Here is a 15,554-nt window from a genome sequence, read left to right on the forward strand (position 1 = left end):
GGCGGCGTGGTGAACCAGCCGGATCCGCCGTGGTCGCTCAGCGAGGGGTGACCCCCAGGTCGAGGTGGAATTGCTGGGGGCGCGTGGAGTCCGGCCACTGCGGCGGCTGGTGGTCTCCCACGCGCTGGAAGGCCAGCACGAACCCACCGTCGGTGTCAGGTCACAGCAGAGATCCCGCCCACTGGCGGGCGGCGTTCGAGGTGGTCATGAGCCGTATCGCGGGCCGGTTTGCCCGTGACGAACCCCGCCTGCGGGCAAGGCGGTTGGTCCTAGTACTTCAGCCGTAGATCGTGATCTTCATGCCTGGGCGGCTTGTCGCTGGTAGTGGTGAAGCGGTGGCCCTTGGCTCCGGCCCCGGCGGAGAGCTTCTGCCAGGCCCGTTTGGGCACCTTCTTGGCCAGCGTGTACGCACGGAACTTCCCCACGCTGGTGGTGACTTCGTGCGAGCAGGCCACCGCGAGGATGTAACCGGTGCCGCGTTTCTCCAGCGCATCTCGCAGCTTGGGGTTGCCGCCGCCGACCTCGTCGCCCGCGACCCATGCGGCCTGATGGCCGGCGTCCAGGAACCGGGCGACCATGCGGGCGGCCAGCTCCGGTTTGGTGGCGAAGGGAGTCTCCCCGCCGAGCCCGGCGGCGCGGCAGCGGTCCGGGTCGAAGGTCCAGGAGTGCGGGACGTACAGTTCCCGCTCCACTGCCGCGTGCCCGCGCCGGCCGGCGTAGACCAGGTGGACGGCGACCTGAGCGTTCTCGATCCTGCCCGCGGTGCCGGTGTACTGGCGCTGGACGCCGACCGTGGCGGTGCCCTTCTTCACGTCCCCGGTCTTGTCGACCACCAGCACCGCCTGGTCGTCGTGCAGGTGCTCCATCCCGTACTCGCGCAGGGCGTCGTGTACCTGGCCGGCATCCCACTTCTCTCACCCCAGCAGGTGCTGCATGCCGTCCGGGGTCCTGTTCCCGGCCCACTCGGCGATGGTCCAACAGTTCTTGCGCGGCAGGTCCGACAACAGGCCGAGCATCAACTGCCTCGCTTGACGCCGGGGTTCGACCCGCGCAAATCGCCCCGCTATCCGGCTCATCAGGCTCTCGAACGCCTCCTGCCGGCGGGCAGGGTCTACGCTGTGACCTGCGGCCACCGCATGATCTTCAGTCTTCACACACCGATGATCAACGGTGGCTGCACCGTCTCCACAGCGCGTCAGGGGCGCGCAGCGTCCGCCTGCCGTCCCGTGTCAGGAGGACATGTGCAACGTGGCGAAGTCTGGTGGGTCGAGTTCGACGAGCGGCGGCTGGTCGTACTGCTGTCGGGAGACGACGCGTCCGGGATCCAGGTGATGCAGGTCGTCGCTCCGGCGGGCGTCGACATCAGCGGTCTGGGCGTCGAAGTGGTAGTAGGAGCCATGGAAGGACTGCCCTTCGAAGGCGTGCTGCGGTTCGCGTTCCCGCGTCCGGGCTTTACCCCTTGCACGTGGCTGACCACCGTGTCCCGGGACGACCTGATCGAGCGGGCGGGCGCCCTGTCCCCAGCGAAGCTCAGCGAGATCGAGGATGCCCTCCGACTCGGTGAACGGGGGAAGGAGTGGACCCCGGCGACGACCGCGAAGCTCAATGGGATAAGGGACGCCCTGCGTCTCGGCGGACTCGCGTAGGCCGAGAAGGAACGGACGCCCCCGATGGCGTGGCCGATCTCGTCCAGACGATCGACGCTGGCCACCTGTCTCCTCGGCGCCCCTCACCATCGAGATCACGATCTACGGCTGGAGTACTAGGGCCTGTTGGGAAAGTGGGTGGTGAGACTGTCCTGGCTACGGAGCTGGGTGAGCTTTGGTTGTTGGGTGCGCTCTTGCTGCCCTGAGGATCTCGGCAGTGTCGGGGTGGGGGCCATTGTCCGCCCAGTCCAGCGGGGACCAGCCTGCGCCGTGGTCTTCGCGGAGGGTGGGATCGGCGCCATGCGCCAACAGTTCCCGGACCGTTGCGGTGTGTCCCCAGCAAGCAGCCGCGCACAGAGGTGTGCCCTCCGAGCCGGGGCCGCTGCTTTCAGTGTCAGGGGAAGCGCCAGCTTCCATGAGCAAGCGGGCCACCTCGGCCTCTCCCTGCACCGATGCAAGGTACAGAGGAGTGGTGCCGTCGGTGTTCCTTCTCTCCGGACTTGCTCCACTGCGCAGCAGGGTCTTCGCGCTCCTGGCGTCACCTGACAGGATTGCCTCGAAAAGGCGGTGGGAGAGCTTCTTCTGCTGCCGCTGCTTCATAGCCGGTGAGGCTAGCGATCAGGGGTACCCCAGAACCATTCATATCCATTCGTTGATCATTGCGACCAGTACAGTGGCCTCGTAGCGGACGGCGAGCTTGTCGTATCGCGTGGCCACGGCCCGATGGCGCTTGAGGCGATTGCTGCCGCACTCGACGGCATGCCGCTCGCGGTAGTCGCTCTTGTCGAACTTCGGAGGCCGACCGCCCCGGGAGCCGAGCTTGTGGCGGTTGCGGACCCGGTCCGCCGGGACCGGGATGGTCGCCTTGATCCCGCGTCTGCGCAGGTAGGCCCGGTTGCGGCGGGAGTCGTACGCCTTGTCGGCCCGCACCCGGTCCGGTCGCCTGCGAGGTCGTCCAGGGCCGAGTCGGGGCACCCGGATCGCGTCCAGGACCGGCTCGAACTGCGGGGAATCGCCCCGCTGACCGGCCGTGATCACGATAGAGAGCGGCTTCTGTCCCTGCTCGACAGCGAGGTGGATCTTTGTGGTCAGCCCGCCCCGGGAACGTCCGAGACCGTGGTCCGCCGGCTCGACGGCGATGCCGCCGGGTGGCTCCTTTTGTAGGTCCCTTTTTTTGACGCCCCGGCGGCGTGCTGGTGGGCCCGGCAGACAGTGGAGTCGACGTTAACGTCCCAGGTGATCAGGCCCTTCGCCTCGGCTTCGGCCTGGAGCCGGGTGACGATCCTGGCCCAGGTCCCATCGCGCTGCCAGCGTCGGAAGAGGTCGTAGACCCGGTCCCAGGGCCCGTAGCGTTCTGGCACATCGCGCCAGGGAGCACCGGTCCGGGTCCGCCACCGTATGCCGTCTATCAGCTGCCGCCGCGTCCACACCGGAGGACGGCCCGGCTTGATGCCCTGCGGCAGCAACGGCTCAAGCCGGGCCCACTGGCTGTTCGTCAGATCCCCACGCCCCACAAGGCGCGATCATCCACGACCAAGATCCACTTCCGCAACAGGCCCTAGGCCTGCTGTCGGACCTGGCGCGCAGGAACCGCTGGACGATAGCGGAGTGGGCCTGGGAGGCCAACCCGCACGGCATGCAGCAACTGCTGTGCCGGGCCTCCTGGGAGGCCGATGCCGATGCCGTCCGCGACGGCGTGCGTGAGTACGTCGTCGAGCATCTCCACGACGATGCCGCGGTGCTGGTCGTCGACGAGACCGGCGACGTGAAGAAGGGCACGCGCCCGGTCGGGGTCCAACGCCAGTACACCGGCGCTCCCGGACGGATCGAGAACTCCCAGGTCGCCGTCTACCTCGTCCACGCCGGCACCCGGGGACCCGCGGCGGTGGGCCGGCAGCTGTATACCCGCGCTCCTGGACGGGCGACCCGGGCCCCTGCGGGCAGCAGGACTGGCGAAGGCACCGTACTCGCGACCAAGCCGCACGCGGCGCCACCGTCCTGCTCCACGGCCGCGACCGCACCCGCCTCGATGCAGTTGCAGATGAGGTCCGCGCCACCGCCCCGGACGCCACAGTTCGCACCTACCTCGCGGATCTGGCCGACCTCGACCAGGTGCACGCCATGGCCGCCCAGGTGCGCGCGACGGAGCCCCGGCTCGACGTGCTGGTCAACAACGCGGTTGCCGGTGGCGGCTCTGAGCCTCTGCGGAGGGAGCTGAGCAGGCAGGGCCACGAGCTGCGGTTCGCTGTGAACCACCTCGCCCCGTATGCCCTCACCCGGGCGCTACTGCCCCTGCTCATCGCATCCGCACCCGCACGCGTGGTGAACGTGGCATCCATTGGGCAGGAGGCCATCGACTTCGACGACATCATGCTGGAGCAGGGCTACGAGGGACTGCGCGCCTATTGCCGGAGCAAGCTCGCGATGATCATGGCGAGCTTCGAGCTGGCAGCAGAGCTCGACGGCACCGGCGTCGCCGTGAACGCCCTCCACCCGGCCCATCTGATGGACACCAACGGCGTACGCGAATACGGCCTCACCCCGGCGACAAGCATCGACGAGGGTGTACGGCCAACCGTGCGGCTGATCAGCGACCCGGATCTGGAAACCACCACTGGCCGCTACTTCGACCAATTCACGGACGCCAGCGCGCACGACCAGGCATACGACAACGAGGCCCGCCAGCGACTCATGGAACTGACCCACAACCTGATCGGCAGGCCCGAAGCGGGGTCGTGATCCGACGACAGATCACAGATCGTCTTCGAGGTCCCGGCAGACGCGATGGGTGGGTGCTGCACCACGGATGTCGTCGTAGAGGTGCCATTCGTCCTGTGTGACGCGGGTGGCGTAGGTCTGTACACAGTCGTTGCCCGTCGCGACATCGTTCAGACCGCTCCGACTTCACGAGCTCCGCTACGCGGCCGACCCCGCCCTCCCCAGGCCAAGAAGTGCGGGGTGCGGGTAGTACGGCAGGGCTCCAAGTCGGCGGTGGCCTCAAGCAGGGCGTCAACCAGGTCTTGAGCCCCCGCTGGACGAAGGCGCCGCCGTCACCGCGTGCCCGTCACGCTGTCGGTGGCTTGTTCGGGGGAGGGGGCGCGACAGGCGGCGCGGTGGGCCCCGGGGGCGGCAGCGGCGTGGGCGGGTACGGCGTGGGTGGATACGGCGTGGGCGGATACGGTTGCTGTGTATACGGCGGGGGATACGGAGCGTACTGCTGAATCGGGGGCGTGGGGTCCGGTCTCGACACCACGAGCCGAATCAGGACCGCTATCAGTCCCGGCCCCACCATCAGCGCCGCCAGGATGAGCGGCAGGTACTGATCCTGGGTGGACTCGGACAACAGGCCCCGGCGTTGATCGGCGCTGTACAAGTATGCGATCAGAAGAGCGATGAGGGAGATGCCGGCGTAGATGCCGATCCATAATCGTCGCGCGGATGGATTCCGAATGGGTATGACCGCCAGCAGTAACCAGAGCAGCACCAACGGCAGTCCAAAGGTGATGGCCATGCTCAACCCCCCTTCAGGGCACAGGACTTCCTCGGAGTAGGCACCATGCCCGGTCACGTTGACCAGCGTAAGAGGGCCGCAAGCCAGCGTTCGGCCGTCTTGTGGCCGAGGGCACAACAAACTTCCCGATCCGTTGCACCGACCGGCCCCCGCTTGCGCGACCTGGTGGGCGGTGACGTCGTGCATGATGCGCCGTTGCCGTCGAGTGACTTAGCAACTCGACGTTCAGCTAACGGAATTGACGGATCCTCAGTCCTGGCTTACCGCGGGCAACGGGCAGGACCTGCCTGCCGAACCGTTCGGCACTCAGGAGCACCCGGTCCTGTATCCCATCGCTCGACTCGCCGACCCGGCGCGTCCCCGGAGGCGCAGCCGCCACACGCTGCGCGTCGGCCAGGCATCCGGGATCGTCACATGGGTGGTTGGGCCTCCCGGGCAGCACTTCCGTGTTGTGGGGCAGTCCCGCTGGTCGGGGGAGCGTAAAGCCCGGGTAAGGTCTCATGCGTGACGGCCGGACCGGTTTCAGGTCGTCTCACGTTCGAGGCAGGCACGACACACCAAGTGACGCGGGCCCGATCAACAAGTCACCCCGACCACTTGGAGCATCAATGCGCAGACCCCTCACCCTGGCCGCCATAGCAGTCGTCCTTTGCGCGGCGTGCACGCGCGTGAACGAGCCTGATGCGCAGGACGCGGTGAAAAAGGCTGTCGACACCACGCGACAGACAAGCGCACACATCAGCACCACGCTGGACCTCACCGACGGCGCGGGTACGAAGGCGCAGATCGTGACGGACGGCAGTTTCGACATGGCCGCCGACCGCGGACGCCTCGACGTACGGCCCGTACCGGGCCAGAACCGCGGCGACATGATCTTCGCCGACGGCAAGGTCTACATGCGCAACGTCGAACCCGAGGAAGTGGACCACACCTGGCTCTGGTCCAAGCGCGATACCGCCGAAGCCCACTACCTCTTCCGCGCACCCAACAACGACCCCGAACACACCCTGATTCAGATCTCCCGGATGACAGGGGTCCACGCCAAGGGTACCGAGACAGTCGGCGGGGTCGAAACCAAGCACTACACCGGCGACATCGACTACGACACGATGGTCCTGCGCCTCGCCGCGGACACACGCAGGACGCTCGACGCAGCCGTGAGCCAGTACACCGACGCCGGCCGTAAGCTGCCGTTCACCGCCGAGGCGTGGGTCGACGGCCAAGGGCGCGTGGTGCAGGCCCGGTTGGCGATGAAGGACTCGGCGGCCACCTACGCCGAGCTGACCATGAACCTTTCCGACTTGGGCAAGCCGGTCAGCGTGACGCCGCCCGCTTCGGATGACACGGAGATGGGCGCGGAGAACCCCAACATCCTCACCGGCTGATCCGGGCCCCCGAGCCCGCGGACGTAGCCGGAGACCTGTCCGCAGTGGGCGGCTTGCGCGCCTACGTGCTGTGCCGTGTACGGGCGAATGTGCCCAGCCGGTGGTGCCGTGCGGTGTCGTTCCGGCTGGGCGCATGGGGAAGAGCATGTGCTGCTGGCGGCATCACCGCAGCGTGATCTGTGTGCCGATGGACTGCGCGCGGGCGGCTGTGACGACCAGGGCCGCGGCGGCGGCGTCCTGCACTGCCACGCCGACTGATTTGTAGAGGGTGATCTGGTCCGGTGCGGTGCGGCCCGATTTGCTGCCGGTGATGAGTTCGCCCAGCTCGGCGTGTACGTGATCGGCTGTGATGAGGCCGGCGCGGATCGGGGTGATCAGGTCGTTGCTGCCCGCGGGCAGGGGGGCGAGTACAGCCTGGCGCGATTCGACGCACACCAGTGCCTCGGCGACGGTGGCGTCGTCGATCTCGCGGCCCGCCGGGTTGTACCCCACGGACGTGATGTGCACTCCGGGTGTCAGCCAGGGGCGGCGGACGACGGGTTCGACCGTGTGTGTCGTCGCGGCGGCGATGTCCGCGCCGTCGAGCGCTTCGGCGTAGCCGGCCACGGCCTGGACTTCGATATCCAGTACTTCTGAGAGTTCATCGGCCAGGGCAGCGGCTTTCGCCGGGTCCCGGCCGGCCACGCGGATCAGCCGGATCGGGCGGACGCGGCACATCGCGCGGGCGTGTGACCGGGCCTGCACGCCGGTGCCCAGTACTGCCAGCACGGTCGCGTCCTCGCGGGCCAGCAGTCGCGCCGACAGGGCGGAGCAGGCGCCGGTGCGCGCGGCGGTGATGGCCGTACCGTCCAGCAGGGCGGCGGGTTCGCCGGTGTCCGGATCGAACGCCACGATCAGTGCCTGATGTGTGGGCAGCCGTGCCCCGTCGTTGTGCGGGAAGAGGGACACCAGCTTGGTCATGAGCGTGTGGGCCGATGGCAGGAAGCCCGGCATGGCCGCCAGGAATCCATCGCGTGCGGGCACGAGGGCGGCGACACGTTCGGGCACCGAGGCGCGGCCCGCACTGAGATCTGCCATCGCCGAGGCCAGGGCATCGATCAGTGAGTCCATGTCGAGCAGGGACTCGACCGGCGAGCGACCCAGAACCAGCATGCGCTTCACCCTCCTGATGCCGGTCACCCAATCGGCAACCGCACAGCCCAAGCGTCAACCCCAGCCCGCCGTAGACCCACAATGACACGCAGTCTCTCCCGAGCACGTTCATCCGTACGCGCCTGAGCACATCAGTGTTCACACGGACACCAGACCGCGCGGAAGCCGGAAGCCCGAAGCCCGAAGCCCGAAGCCCGAACGAAGAGCACCCTGTGGCGTGGCTATTCGGCAATCAGACCGCATCCGCCCCGGACGTCAGGGCGACCGGCTCGCTGTCCTTCGGGATCACCCACGGTCAGGCCGGGGGACGCATGGCCCATCGGATGGTGCGGGTCAACCCGTGGCCCCCCGCCCGTATGAAAGTCTCCTCCACTACCGGGACGTACGGCAGCAGCAGCGCATGGCGCGCCCAGCCCGGCAGCAGCCCGACGGCGTTGGCGGCGAGCACCCCGTACGCCGGGCGGGCCGCCCAGGGCAAGGGCGGGGTGAGCAGCAGGAAGCGCGCCGCCGCGCGGGCGTCCCGGGTGGCGCGCAGTTCGGGACGGTACGCGTCCAGGCGGCGGCGCAGTGTGGACAGGTCGGAAGGCGCGTCGTCGGCTCCGAGCGCACGGGCGACCCGCGCGGCCTCGGCGACGTATCTGTCGCGCCCCTCCTCGTCCAGGGGGTGGGCGCCGAACCGTTGGTGGGCGGCCAGGAAGCAGTACGCCTCGGCGGTGTACACCCAGGTGAGCAGATGGGGGTCGTCGGCGCGGTAGGCGCGTCCGTCGGGAGCGGTGCCCCGGATCCGGGCATGCACGGCCCGCACCTGGTCCACCGCGTGCTGGGCATGTTCCTCGGTGCCGAAGGTGGTGACGGCGAGGAACGTGCTGGTGCGCTGGAGGCGGCCCCAGGGGTCGCCCTTGTAGCCGGAGTGGCCGGCGACGGCGGCCATGGCGAGCGGGTGCAGGGACTGCAGGAGCAGTGCTGCGATGCCGCCGATGAACATGGCGGCGTCGCCGTGCACCGCCCGCACGGGGGAGTCGAGGGCGAACCAGCGCGGGCCAGGCGTGTCGTGGATACGGGCCCGGTTGGCAGGTCCGTCCGGCCCCGCCACGCGCGAGAAGAGGGCGGATCCGAGCCGGGTACGCATCGCATCCACGAGCATGGGGCCAGTATCGCGTGCCGGCCAGGCGTCCGACAAGGTCCGATCATGCGCGGGGGCGCGGGGCACGGAGGCACGGGGACTGCTCGGACTGCGGGGACACGGGGGCTGCGGGGCCGGCGGGGGCCGTACGCCGCGCCGTGACAGGCGGCGCCTTCGACTCTCCCAGTAAGCCGACTCCGACCTGGGGATTGTCCCGGGGCGGCGGCGGGAGGACTGGTACCGGAGGCGGAGCAACGGTTCATGGAACACGTGCTTCAATGACCGCATGCTGGAGGATCGTACATTTCTGGGGCCGCTGGAACTGACCGGCGGCCGTTGGGGAGTTGGGGACGCCACGCGACCTGACACCCACTGGGTGGAGTTCCGCCCGGACGGGCTCTACCAGCACGAGCCGGACTCCGAGGGACAGTTGATCCCGTGGTCCAGGATCATGAATGGCATCTGGGTCACCTGGGGCAAACGCTCCTGGAACACCGACAGCCGAGGCGCGTACACGCTGAGGGGAATGGTCGCGACGCGCGACGGCGGCTGGCTGCACACGACACTGCGCCACCCGTACGAGGACCACCAGATGCGCTTCGACCAGCACACGCGCCCGTACCGGGCGGTGGACGTGCTCCGGCTGGAGTCCCTGCTGCGGCTGCTCACCGCCGAGGGGAAGCTGCATCTTCTCGCCGACCCGGAATGGGTAGGGCGTGCCGCGGCGTACTTGACCGGCGGGCAGAACCGCTGGATCACCAGCCGCGCACTGCGGCAGGTGACGGCGGAGGTCCTGGCCGCAGCCGGCCCCGACAGCCCCTGACAGCCGACATCCCCATCCCCATCCCCATCCCCATCGCCATCCCCATCCCATCGCCATCGCCATCGGCGCGGCGGGCGCACGACAGACATCAAGATGGCCCCTGCGGACTGGGTACGACCCTCACCGCTGTCGTCGGCGTCGATGAGCCGGTTGCGGAAGGGCACCGTCAGGTCCATGCCGACGAGACCGGCAAGGAGGCCCGCACGCCAGGCTTTCCCCTGCGGCGGCAGTCAGCCCGCCCGTGGCCGCCCCGGCGATCGAGGCGAGGAGGGAGACCAAGGTTGAACTGACCTCACGGTCGCTGACGCCCGGGGTTCTCCGCCCCGGCACGCCCGAGGGACCACAGGCCGGGAGCACGACGGCAGCAGGCTCGGATCCGGACGCTCCTACGGGTACGGGGGCCGTAAGTGCCGTGAACTCCGCTGCGCACAAGCCCTGTTGGCAGCCCTCAGAAATAGCCCTTGACCAGGGACGTTTGCCGGGCGATAGTTGCGCGCCGAACCCGTTCGAGCGACTCGGTGGATTCATCAGGGGTGGGGAAACCATGCAGGCCGAGCACCACGAGGTCATGTCCGCGTATGTGGAATCGGAAGGGCACCTTCGGGCGGGGCGGTTCGCCGAGGCCCGGCGCGCCGCACGGGACGCGCTGACGGCCGAGGGGCCCGAGGCCCGGCTGTTCCTGGTCCTCGGCCGGGCTCATGCCGCCGAGAACGACGACGACCACGACGACCGGGCGGAGGCCGCCTACCGCGATGGTCTCGATGCCTTCCCGGACGACCTCGACCTCCTCGCCGCGTACGCCGAACTGTGCCTCGCCGCCGACTACCTGGACCGCCCCGCCCGCCATCGCCGCGGCCCCGAACTCGCAGCACGCATACGCGAGTTGGCCCCGGGGTCGCCGCAGGCGCTGCGCGTGGAGCGGGGCGGTTCGGGGTCGAGGGGGCCGAAGCCCCCCTCGGTGTCGCGAGCACAGCTCCATGACGCCCGCCTGGTTCTGGCGGCCGTCGGCGACCCCGCCTCCGCCGCCGCGCGAGCCAGGGACCAGGCCGGGTCCCGCCCCGGGGACGACCGTCTCGCGGTGCTGGCCGCGACCCTCACCGCGCTCGCCCGCCCCGGCCGCGCGCCGTTGCGCTGGATGGTGCGGGCACCCCTGTCCACAGCACTCCTGCGTGCGGCCTGGTGCATCACGGTGCTCCTCGCGGTCCCTGCGCTGCACCTCCCCTGGTGGTCGAGGCTCGCCGTCTTCGCCCTGCTCCCGCTGACCCTCCCGCTGAACGCCCTCCTGCGGCGGGCCCGAGCCCGTGCGGCGGCCCGCCCGCCGGCGCCACCCGCCGATGCCACTGCCGCCCCGGCTTTCCCGACCCTGCCGCCGGTCCCGGCGTACACCCCACGCGAGCGGGTGACGGCCGTCGTGGTTCTCGTCGCCGTCGTGGCGACGGGCGTACTGTCGGGCATCTGGAGCTACCGGCAGTACGCGGCGTACCCGCGCTACACGGTGTCGGCTCCCGACCGGTTGCTGGGACTGCCGCGCCAGGACGCGAGCCCGGCCCTGGCACGCATCGAAAGCGCGGTCTCACCGGATCTGACGGACGGGACCGGCCGGACGTTCGCCTACGTCTACGGGCCGGACCCCGATCAGCCGGCGCTCATGATGTGGGGCGCGACGGGCGACTTCCACGACGCGCCCGCCGACGCGGCGGCCACCATCGAGCAAGCGATGGACGCCACCGGACACCCGGCGCGAGCCATCTGGAAGGCCGACCCCGGCGGCCTCGGCGGGTCGATGCGCTGTGTGTCCTACGAGGTGGGCAACGCCCCCATGGCGATCTGCGCGTGGGTCGACAAGGGCAGCATTGGCGCCGTGTACTTCGCCGACGAGGGCCAGACCCATGAGGCGTCGGCGAGGCTCGCCAGGTCGGCGCGGGAGGCAGTCATGCACCGGGGGACGGGCGATGGCTCCGAGGTGTAATCGGTAGTTCCCTCTGCCCCTTTGTCGGGCCTGCGACGCACCAGCGCCCGAACCCGAGCCGAGGACGCCAGGGCCGGTTTCGCCCGCCCTCCGTGTGGCTGAGCGTCACACGTCCCTGCGCCGGAACTGCGGCAGCCCGGTCTTGCGGCCCTGCGCAGGAGCAGCCCGACGTGGATCGGCGGCAGCCGAAGAACTCTGGTGCTGATATGAGTTTTTGATCTGTCCGAGTGTCGTGGGGCAGGGTGAGTGTGATGCTTCTTCAGGCCAGGAAGAAGGGCTGGGAAAGGTCAGCCCGTGTGCTGGTCGAGGTATCCCGCAGAAAGGCATCTGATGAAGAGCAAGCTCAGTAAGGCCGTAGCAGTGTCGGTCGCCGTCATGGCCCTGGGAGGCGTCGCCGCTCCTGCGTATGCGGACGTCGCGACCGGTGGACACTCCGCCGGTGTCGTCTCCGGAAGCGAGCCCTTCGTCGCCGGCCGCTGGACGCACTTCGCTCACACCACGCACGTCCACACCGCCGACAGCGGACGCGGCTGGGCCACCGCCACCCACGGCACCACCGCGGTGGGCGGCGAACGGAGCGACCTCGTCGTCATCGGCTGACCCTGCACCACATCCCAGGGCCTACACGCACACGCGGCGACCACTTGCTCCTGAGCCTGTCGCATGACCGCCGTGCAACGCGTGTAGGCCCTGCGCGAGACGCCGCAGGCCGGCCACGCCCCCGAACGCTCTTCGACGCGCAAGGGGGAGGGTGGAGCGGGCGTCACGTTCAACTGTCGCCTGTTCACCAGCCAGACGTCACGGGCCCGTGGTGTTCCGTGGACGGCGCCGTGAAGTAGTCGCTGTCCTTGGGGCGTTGGCCTGGCGAGCGACGGCCGGGGCGTAGGGCCGGTTCCAGGTGGGGGATGTGCTTGGAACAGTGGATGTACGCCTCCTGCACCGTGATACGGATCCACAGCTCGGGCCTGCGTCCCGGGGCGGAGTCCACCAACATCCGGTCGTGATCAGCGCGTGGATCGTCGGGAGCCAGCAGAACGGCCGTCCCGTTGACGTGCAGGCCTATGTGGTGGTGAGTGAAATCCATGAAGAGCAGGCCGATGTGGGGGTTCTCCGCGATGTTCCCGGCACTGGCGAGCACGCCGTTGCCGCGGTACTCCGGGTAGGTCAGGGTGCCGTCGTCGAGGACCGTGACAAATCCGGGCGGCCCGGCCCGGAAGCTGGCATCGCAGTGACCTGCCTGCCCGGCGGTCGAGATGAACATCATCGACTGGCGGCCGACGAAGTCCCGCATCGCCGGGGTGAGGGCAGGGTGCACCTGCCGTGAGTAGAAGGAGTCGGCGCGTTCCTGCGTGCCGAGGTGTGCCTGGAGAGCACGTTCTCCTGGAGAGGGCATGGGGTGGGGAGTAGTCACTGTGGTGCGCTCTCCTGAGAGTGTCGGGCCGGGGCAAGGGGGGTGTTGAGGACAGGTGTGTCGAGCGGATCGTGGTGGATCCGGGCGGGATGGATACCCCCACGGATCAGGCTGTGGACAGCTTCGGTGACCATGGCGGGCGGCCCGCACAGGAATGCTTCGTGCTGGTCCCAGGGCCCGAATTCACGCAACACCTGCGGCAGTGTTCCCTCCCGGCCCACGATGTGCTGGTGGGAGACTGCCGCGCGGACGGACAGCCAGTGCTGACGCTGGGCCATGCGGAGCATGTCGTCGAGTCCGTACAGCTCCTCTGCCGTACGGGCGCCGATGAAAAGGTCGACGTAACGGCGTATGCCGGTGCGGGCCGCGTCCTCCAGAATGGCGCGGATGGGGGCGAGGCCGGTGCCGCCCGCCACGCACACCAGGTCGCGGTCCTCGGCGGCGTCCAGGGACATGTTCCCCTGTGGGGGGCCGAGTTGAACGATGTCACCGACCGCGGCGTGATGGACCAGGGCGCTGCTGACGGTTCCGCCGGCAACGGCACGTACATGAAACGTCAGCGTGTTGTCCGGCCGGCGGGCGTTGGCGGGAGAGTAGTGGCGCCATGCCCGGGGTCTCCAGGGGGTTTGCATGCTGACGTACTGTCCTGCGGCATATGGGTAAGGCTGGTCGGGACGGACGGTTATCTCGGCGATGCCATGGCCGCGGGGCACGTGGCCCACGACTTCGGCCTGCCAGGTGGCAGGGCGCAGACGGCTGTCGTCCTGAGCGGCAAGGACCATCACCTGTGCTGCCGTGTTGTACGCACGCGTCCAGGCGTGGGCCATCTCGGGGCTCCAGGCGGCTCCGGCGTATCGGGCCAGTGCTGCCAGCAGGCATTCACCGACAGCCGGATAGTGCGCTTCCACCGCCCCGAATTTGCGGTGATCACGACCCAGGAGCGCGCAGAACTGGACGAGACGCTGCGGGTCGTCAACCAGCTCGATGATGCGCAACAGACCGCGGAGCAGCCGGTCTCGCTGCACGTCCATGTCCACGGGAAAGAGGTCGCGTACCTGGGGGTAGCGCGTGAAGAGGATGGCGTAAAAGTAGACGGTCACCTCTGCTGCCTGTGGCTCGACCACCGCCAGGCCGGCGCGTACCAGGGCGATTTCGCGCTCGGAGAGGGCCGCTATGCCGGAAGCCTGCGGCGGGAAGGGAGAGGGATGTGCGAAGGACGGCGATGTCGGGGACGGGTGCGGCGATCGTCGGGGCACAGAGTTGTCGCAATCACAGAGTCGTCGTTGCAGACTTGCTGGAACGTCGGATGGGCAGGGGCGTGCTGGTTGTGCGCAGTTCACCTTTCAGCCGGCAGCGATGTGATGACAGTCGTCGTCTTCCCATGGATTACTGCGCCACTCTTCGCCGAGGCGTTACCGCAGTGCTGCGCCGGGTAGGACCGACAGATGGTGTAGCAGTTCCTTCGGGGCCCGGATGTCGGCAGTGGCCGGAAGGCTCCCCTGCAGGAGAAGGTCGCCCGCCGGATCCCACCGGGCCAGGCTGGACATCCTGACCCGCTGCCGCACCGGCAGGGGCGGCAGCGGGCGATGGCGCTCGACCGCGCTCCGGCGGCGGGCGCCACGGTCGGAACGCGCGATGGACCCCCGGGCGATGCCGGTGACCTCCGGACAGAAGGAGAGGCTCAGGCGATGAGACGGCGAAGGCTGGACCACGAGGACGCCCATCAGCCGAGCGAGGAAGAGATCCTGGAGGCGCTGGATCTGCTGCCCTGCCCGGACAGGGAGGACCGGATCGCGCTGGCGATCGACGCGAACCGGTGCGCGCTGAAGGGAGACGCACCGCGGACCTCGGCACATGCCCTCCGGGCGATGCTGGAACAGATGGAGAGTGACGGGACGGTCCGGCGCTTCGCGCCCGGCACTCTCGATCTCCCGCAGTTGGGCCCGCGGTGGTGGTCAGTCGCCAGGGCGCGGCAAGAGGCCGAAGAGCGCCAGACGGCAGCCGGGCGGGCCTCGGACACCGATACGAAGCCGACGCCGGCGCAGCGGCGCCGCGAGGCCGAGTTCGCGGAGGCCCGCCAGGAGGAGCGGGATGGCGGCGGCAGCCCGTTGAAGAGGGCCGTCGATGCCACGCTGGAGGCGAATGAGCGCAGATACCGGGAGTGTCGGCGTCGCTCAGGAGGCGAGGGCGGGGCGAACTGAGGCAGTCCGGCCCAGCAGCCGGAGCCCGCCGCCCACAAGAACACCCCGCGCCGAAGAAGCGGCGCCGCATGGGCGCGTACACCGACACCACCACCCCGGTCCCGCAAGCGCGCGGCCTTCAGCCGCCCACCTGCGGCGTGCTCTTCCCGGCCCGGGCGGCCCGGGCGGACCGCGGCTTCGCCCGGGCCGCAGGGACGGTGGCGGTGAGGACGCCCAGCGCGGATCGCGGATCGCGGATCGAGGACCGGGACGACGGGGACGGTGGCGGTGAGGACGCCCAGCAGTGACCGACGGCCAACCGCACGTATTTCTCCCGGCAGCGAGGCCCGCCCT

The 15,554-nt window shown here is 69.4% G+C and carries 14 protein-coding genes and 4 pseudogenes; 9 read left to right on the forward strand and 9 right to left on the reverse strand.

Translation table 11 applies throughout. From position 1 onward, the window contains the following. Window positions 1-49 precede the first annotated feature (49 nt). Window positions 50-154: pseudogene (locus ACGFW5_RS26010) on the reverse strand (VOC family protein); the annotation flags it as partial. 175 nt (window positions 155-329) lie between these two features. Then, window positions 330-1,076, reverse strand: a pseudogene (locus ACGFW5_RS26015) (IS701 family transposase); the annotation flags it as partial. Window positions 1,077-1,241: 165 nt separating this feature from the next. Here ACGFW5_RS26015 and ACGFW5_RS26020 point away from each other — a divergent pair. Then, entirely contained in the window at window positions 1,242-1,646 is a 405-nt protein-coding gene (locus ACGFW5_RS26020) for a type II toxin-antitoxin system PemK/MazF family toxin (RefSeq protein ID WP_393836693.1), read from the forward strand. A 156-nt stretch (window positions 1,647-1,802) separates the two neighbouring features. Here the strand turns inward: ACGFW5_RS26020 and ACGFW5_RS26025 are convergent, their stop codons facing one another. Together ACGFW5_RS26025 and ACGFW5_RS26030 are read right to left on the reverse strand one after the other, a co-directional pair. Next, a complete protein-coding gene (locus tag ACGFW5_RS26025; protein ID WP_393836694.1) occupies window positions 1,803-2,246 on the reverse strand; it encodes an ankyrin repeat domain-containing protein in 444 nt (147 codons plus the stop codon). A 39-nt stretch (window positions 2,247-2,285) separates the two neighbouring features. Continuing rightward, a protein-coding gene (locus ACGFW5_RS26030) for an IS5 family transposase (protein ID WP_393836695.1) occupies window positions 2,286-3,160 on the reverse strand; the annotation gives its coding sequence in 2 pieces (ribosomal slippage) (window positions 2,286-2,822 and window positions 2,825-3,160; 873 coding nt in all). An 8-nt stretch (window positions 3,161-3,168) separates the two neighbouring features. Between ACGFW5_RS26030 and ACGFW5_RS26035 the strand changes: the two are divergent. Together ACGFW5_RS26035 and ACGFW5_RS26040 are read left to right on the forward strand one after the other, a co-directional pair. Further along, window positions 3,169-3,636 (forward strand): annotated as a pseudogene (locus ACGFW5_RS26035) (transposase); the annotation flags it as partial. Then, window positions 3,618-4,385 (forward strand): annotated as a pseudogene (locus tag ACGFW5_RS26040) (SDR family NAD(P)-dependent oxidoreductase); the annotation flags it as partial. The pseudogenes ACGFW5_RS26035 and ACGFW5_RS26040, both read left to right, overlap by 19 nt. A gap of 325 nt (window positions 4,386-4,710) precedes the next feature. On the opposite strand, the gene ACGFW5_RS26045 reads toward ACGFW5_RS26040, so the two are convergent. Beyond that, a complete protein-coding gene (locus ACGFW5_RS26045; protein ID WP_393836696.1) occupies window positions 4,711-5,157 on the reverse strand; it encodes a hypothetical protein in 447 nt (148 codons plus the stop codon). A 668-nt stretch (window positions 5,158-5,825) separates the two neighbouring features. Between ACGFW5_RS26045 and ACGFW5_RS26050 the strand changes: the two genes are divergently transcribed. Next, entirely contained in the window at window positions 5,826-6,542 is a 717-nt protein-coding gene (locus tag ACGFW5_RS26050; protein WP_393836697.1) for an LppX_LprAFG lipoprotein, read from the forward strand. A gap of 162 nt (window positions 6,543-6,704) precedes the next feature. Here the strand turns inward: ACGFW5_RS26050 and ACGFW5_RS26055 are convergent, their stop codons facing one another. Next, complete coding sequence (locus ACGFW5_RS26055; RefSeq protein WP_393836698.1) at window positions 6,705-7,694, reverse strand: ornithine cyclodeaminase family protein; 990 nt, start codon at window positions 7,692-7,694, stop codon at window positions 6,705-6,707. Between the two features lie 295 nt (window positions 7,695-7,989). Next, the gene (locus ACGFW5_RS26060; protein ID WP_393836699.1) at window positions 7,990-8,838 is read right to left on the reverse strand and encodes an oxygenase MpaB family protein; all 849 of its coding nucleotides are present in this window, start codon (window positions 8,836-8,838) and stop codon (window positions 7,990-7,992) included. A 265-nt stretch (window positions 8,839-9,103) separates the two neighbouring features. On the opposite strand from ACGFW5_RS26060, the gene ACGFW5_RS26065 reads away from it, so the two are divergent. The 3 genes from ACGFW5_RS26065 (at window position 9,104) to ACGFW5_RS26075 (ending at window position 12,209) form a co-directional block, all read left to right on the forward strand. After that, window positions 9,104-9,640, forward strand: coding sequence for a hypothetical protein (locus ACGFW5_RS26065; RefSeq protein ID WP_393836700.1), 537 nt, complete (start codon window positions 9,104-9,106; stop codon window positions 9,638-9,640). Window positions 9,641-10,184: 544 nt separating this feature from the next. Then, the gene (locus ACGFW5_RS26070; RefSeq protein ID WP_393836701.1) at window positions 10,185-11,609 is read left to right on the forward strand and encodes a hypothetical protein; all 1,425 of its coding nucleotides are present in this window, start codon (window positions 10,185-10,187) and stop codon (window positions 11,607-11,609) included. A 330-nt stretch (window positions 11,610-11,939) separates the two neighbouring features. Next, on the forward strand, window positions 11,940-12,209 hold the full coding sequence (locus ACGFW5_RS26075; RefSeq protein WP_393836702.1) for a hypothetical protein: 270 nt from the start codon (window positions 11,940-11,942) through the stop codon (window positions 12,207-12,209). 184 nt (window positions 12,210-12,393) lie between these two features. Here the strand turns inward: ACGFW5_RS26075 and ACGFW5_RS26080 are convergent, their stop codons facing one another. Both ACGFW5_RS26080 and ACGFW5_RS26085 read right to left on the reverse strand, forming a co-directional pair. Beyond that, window positions 12,394-13,002, reverse strand: a complete 609-nt coding sequence (locus tag ACGFW5_RS26080; protein WP_393836703.1) for a pyridoxamine 5'-phosphate oxidase family protein — start codon at window positions 13,000-13,002, stop codon at window positions 12,394-12,396. 14 nt (window positions 13,003-13,016) lie between these two features. Next, window positions 13,017-14,120 (reverse strand): globin domain-containing protein, encoded by a 1,104-nt coding sequence (locus ACGFW5_RS26085; protein ID WP_393836704.1) that lies wholly within the window; start codon window positions 14,118-14,120, stop codon window positions 13,017-13,019. Between the two features lie 588 nt (window positions 14,121-14,708). On the opposite strand from ACGFW5_RS26085, the gene ACGFW5_RS26090 reads away from it, so the two are divergent. Together ACGFW5_RS26090 and ACGFW5_RS26095 are read left to right on the forward strand one after the other, a co-directional pair. Further along, window positions 14,709-15,221 carry a hypothetical protein gene (locus ACGFW5_RS26090; protein ID WP_393836705.1) on the forward strand — a complete coding sequence of 171 codons (513 nt, stop codon included), beginning with the start codon at window positions 14,709-14,711 and terminating at the stop codon, window positions 15,219-15,221. Between the two features lie 68 nt (window positions 15,222-15,289). Further along, window positions 15,290-15,508, forward strand: a complete 219-nt coding sequence (locus ACGFW5_RS26095; protein ID WP_393836706.1) for a hypothetical protein — start codon at window positions 15,290-15,292, stop codon at window positions 15,506-15,508. Window positions 15,509-15,554: the final 46 nt, after the last annotated feature.

Origin of the sequence: Streptomyces sp. NPDC048416 (assembly GCF_043200435.1) — a bacterium.
Classification (GTDB): Bacteria; Actinomycetota; Actinomycetes; order Streptomycetales; family Streptomycetaceae; genus Streptomyces.

Coding starts and splice junctions, on each gene's coding strand:
- ACGFW5_RS26025 (WP_393836694.1), bottom strand. CDS start 2,246: ATGAAGCAGCGGCAGCAGAAGAAGCTCTCCCACCGCCTTTTCGAGGCA.
- ACGFW5_RS26045 (WP_393836696.1), bottom strand. CDS start 5,157: ATGGCCATCACCTTTGGACTGCCGTTGGTGCTGCTCTGGTTACTGCTG.
- ACGFW5_RS26055 (WP_393836698.1), bottom strand. CDS start 7,694: ATGCTGGTTCTGGGTCGCTCGCCGGTCGAGTCCCTGCTCGACATGGAC.
- ACGFW5_RS26060 (WP_393836699.1), bottom strand. CDS start 8,838: ATGCTCGTGGATGCGATGCGTACCCGGCTCGGATCCGCCCTCTTCTCG.
- ACGFW5_RS26065 (WP_393836700.1), top strand. CDS start 9,104: ATGCTGGAGGATCGTACATTTCTGGGGCCGCTGGAACTGACCGGCGGC.
- ACGFW5_RS26070 (WP_393836701.1), top strand. CDS start 10,185: ATGCAGGCCGAGCACCACGAGGTCATGTCCGCGTATGTGGAATCGGAA.
- ACGFW5_RS26075 (WP_393836702.1), top strand. CDS start 11,940: ATGAAGAGCAAGCTCAGTAAGGCCGTAGCAGTGTCGGTCGCCGTCATG.
- ACGFW5_RS26080 (WP_393836703.1), bottom strand. CDS start 13,002: ATGCCCTCTCCAGGAGAACGTGCTCTCCAGGCACACCTCGGCACGCAG.
- ACGFW5_RS26090 (WP_393836705.1), top strand. CDS start 14,709: ATGAGACGGCGAAGGCTGGACCACGAGGACGCCCATCAGCCGAGCGAG.
- ACGFW5_RS26095 (WP_393836706.1), top strand. CDS start 15,290: ATGGGCGCGTACACCGACACCACCACCCCGGTCCCGCAAGCGCGCGGC.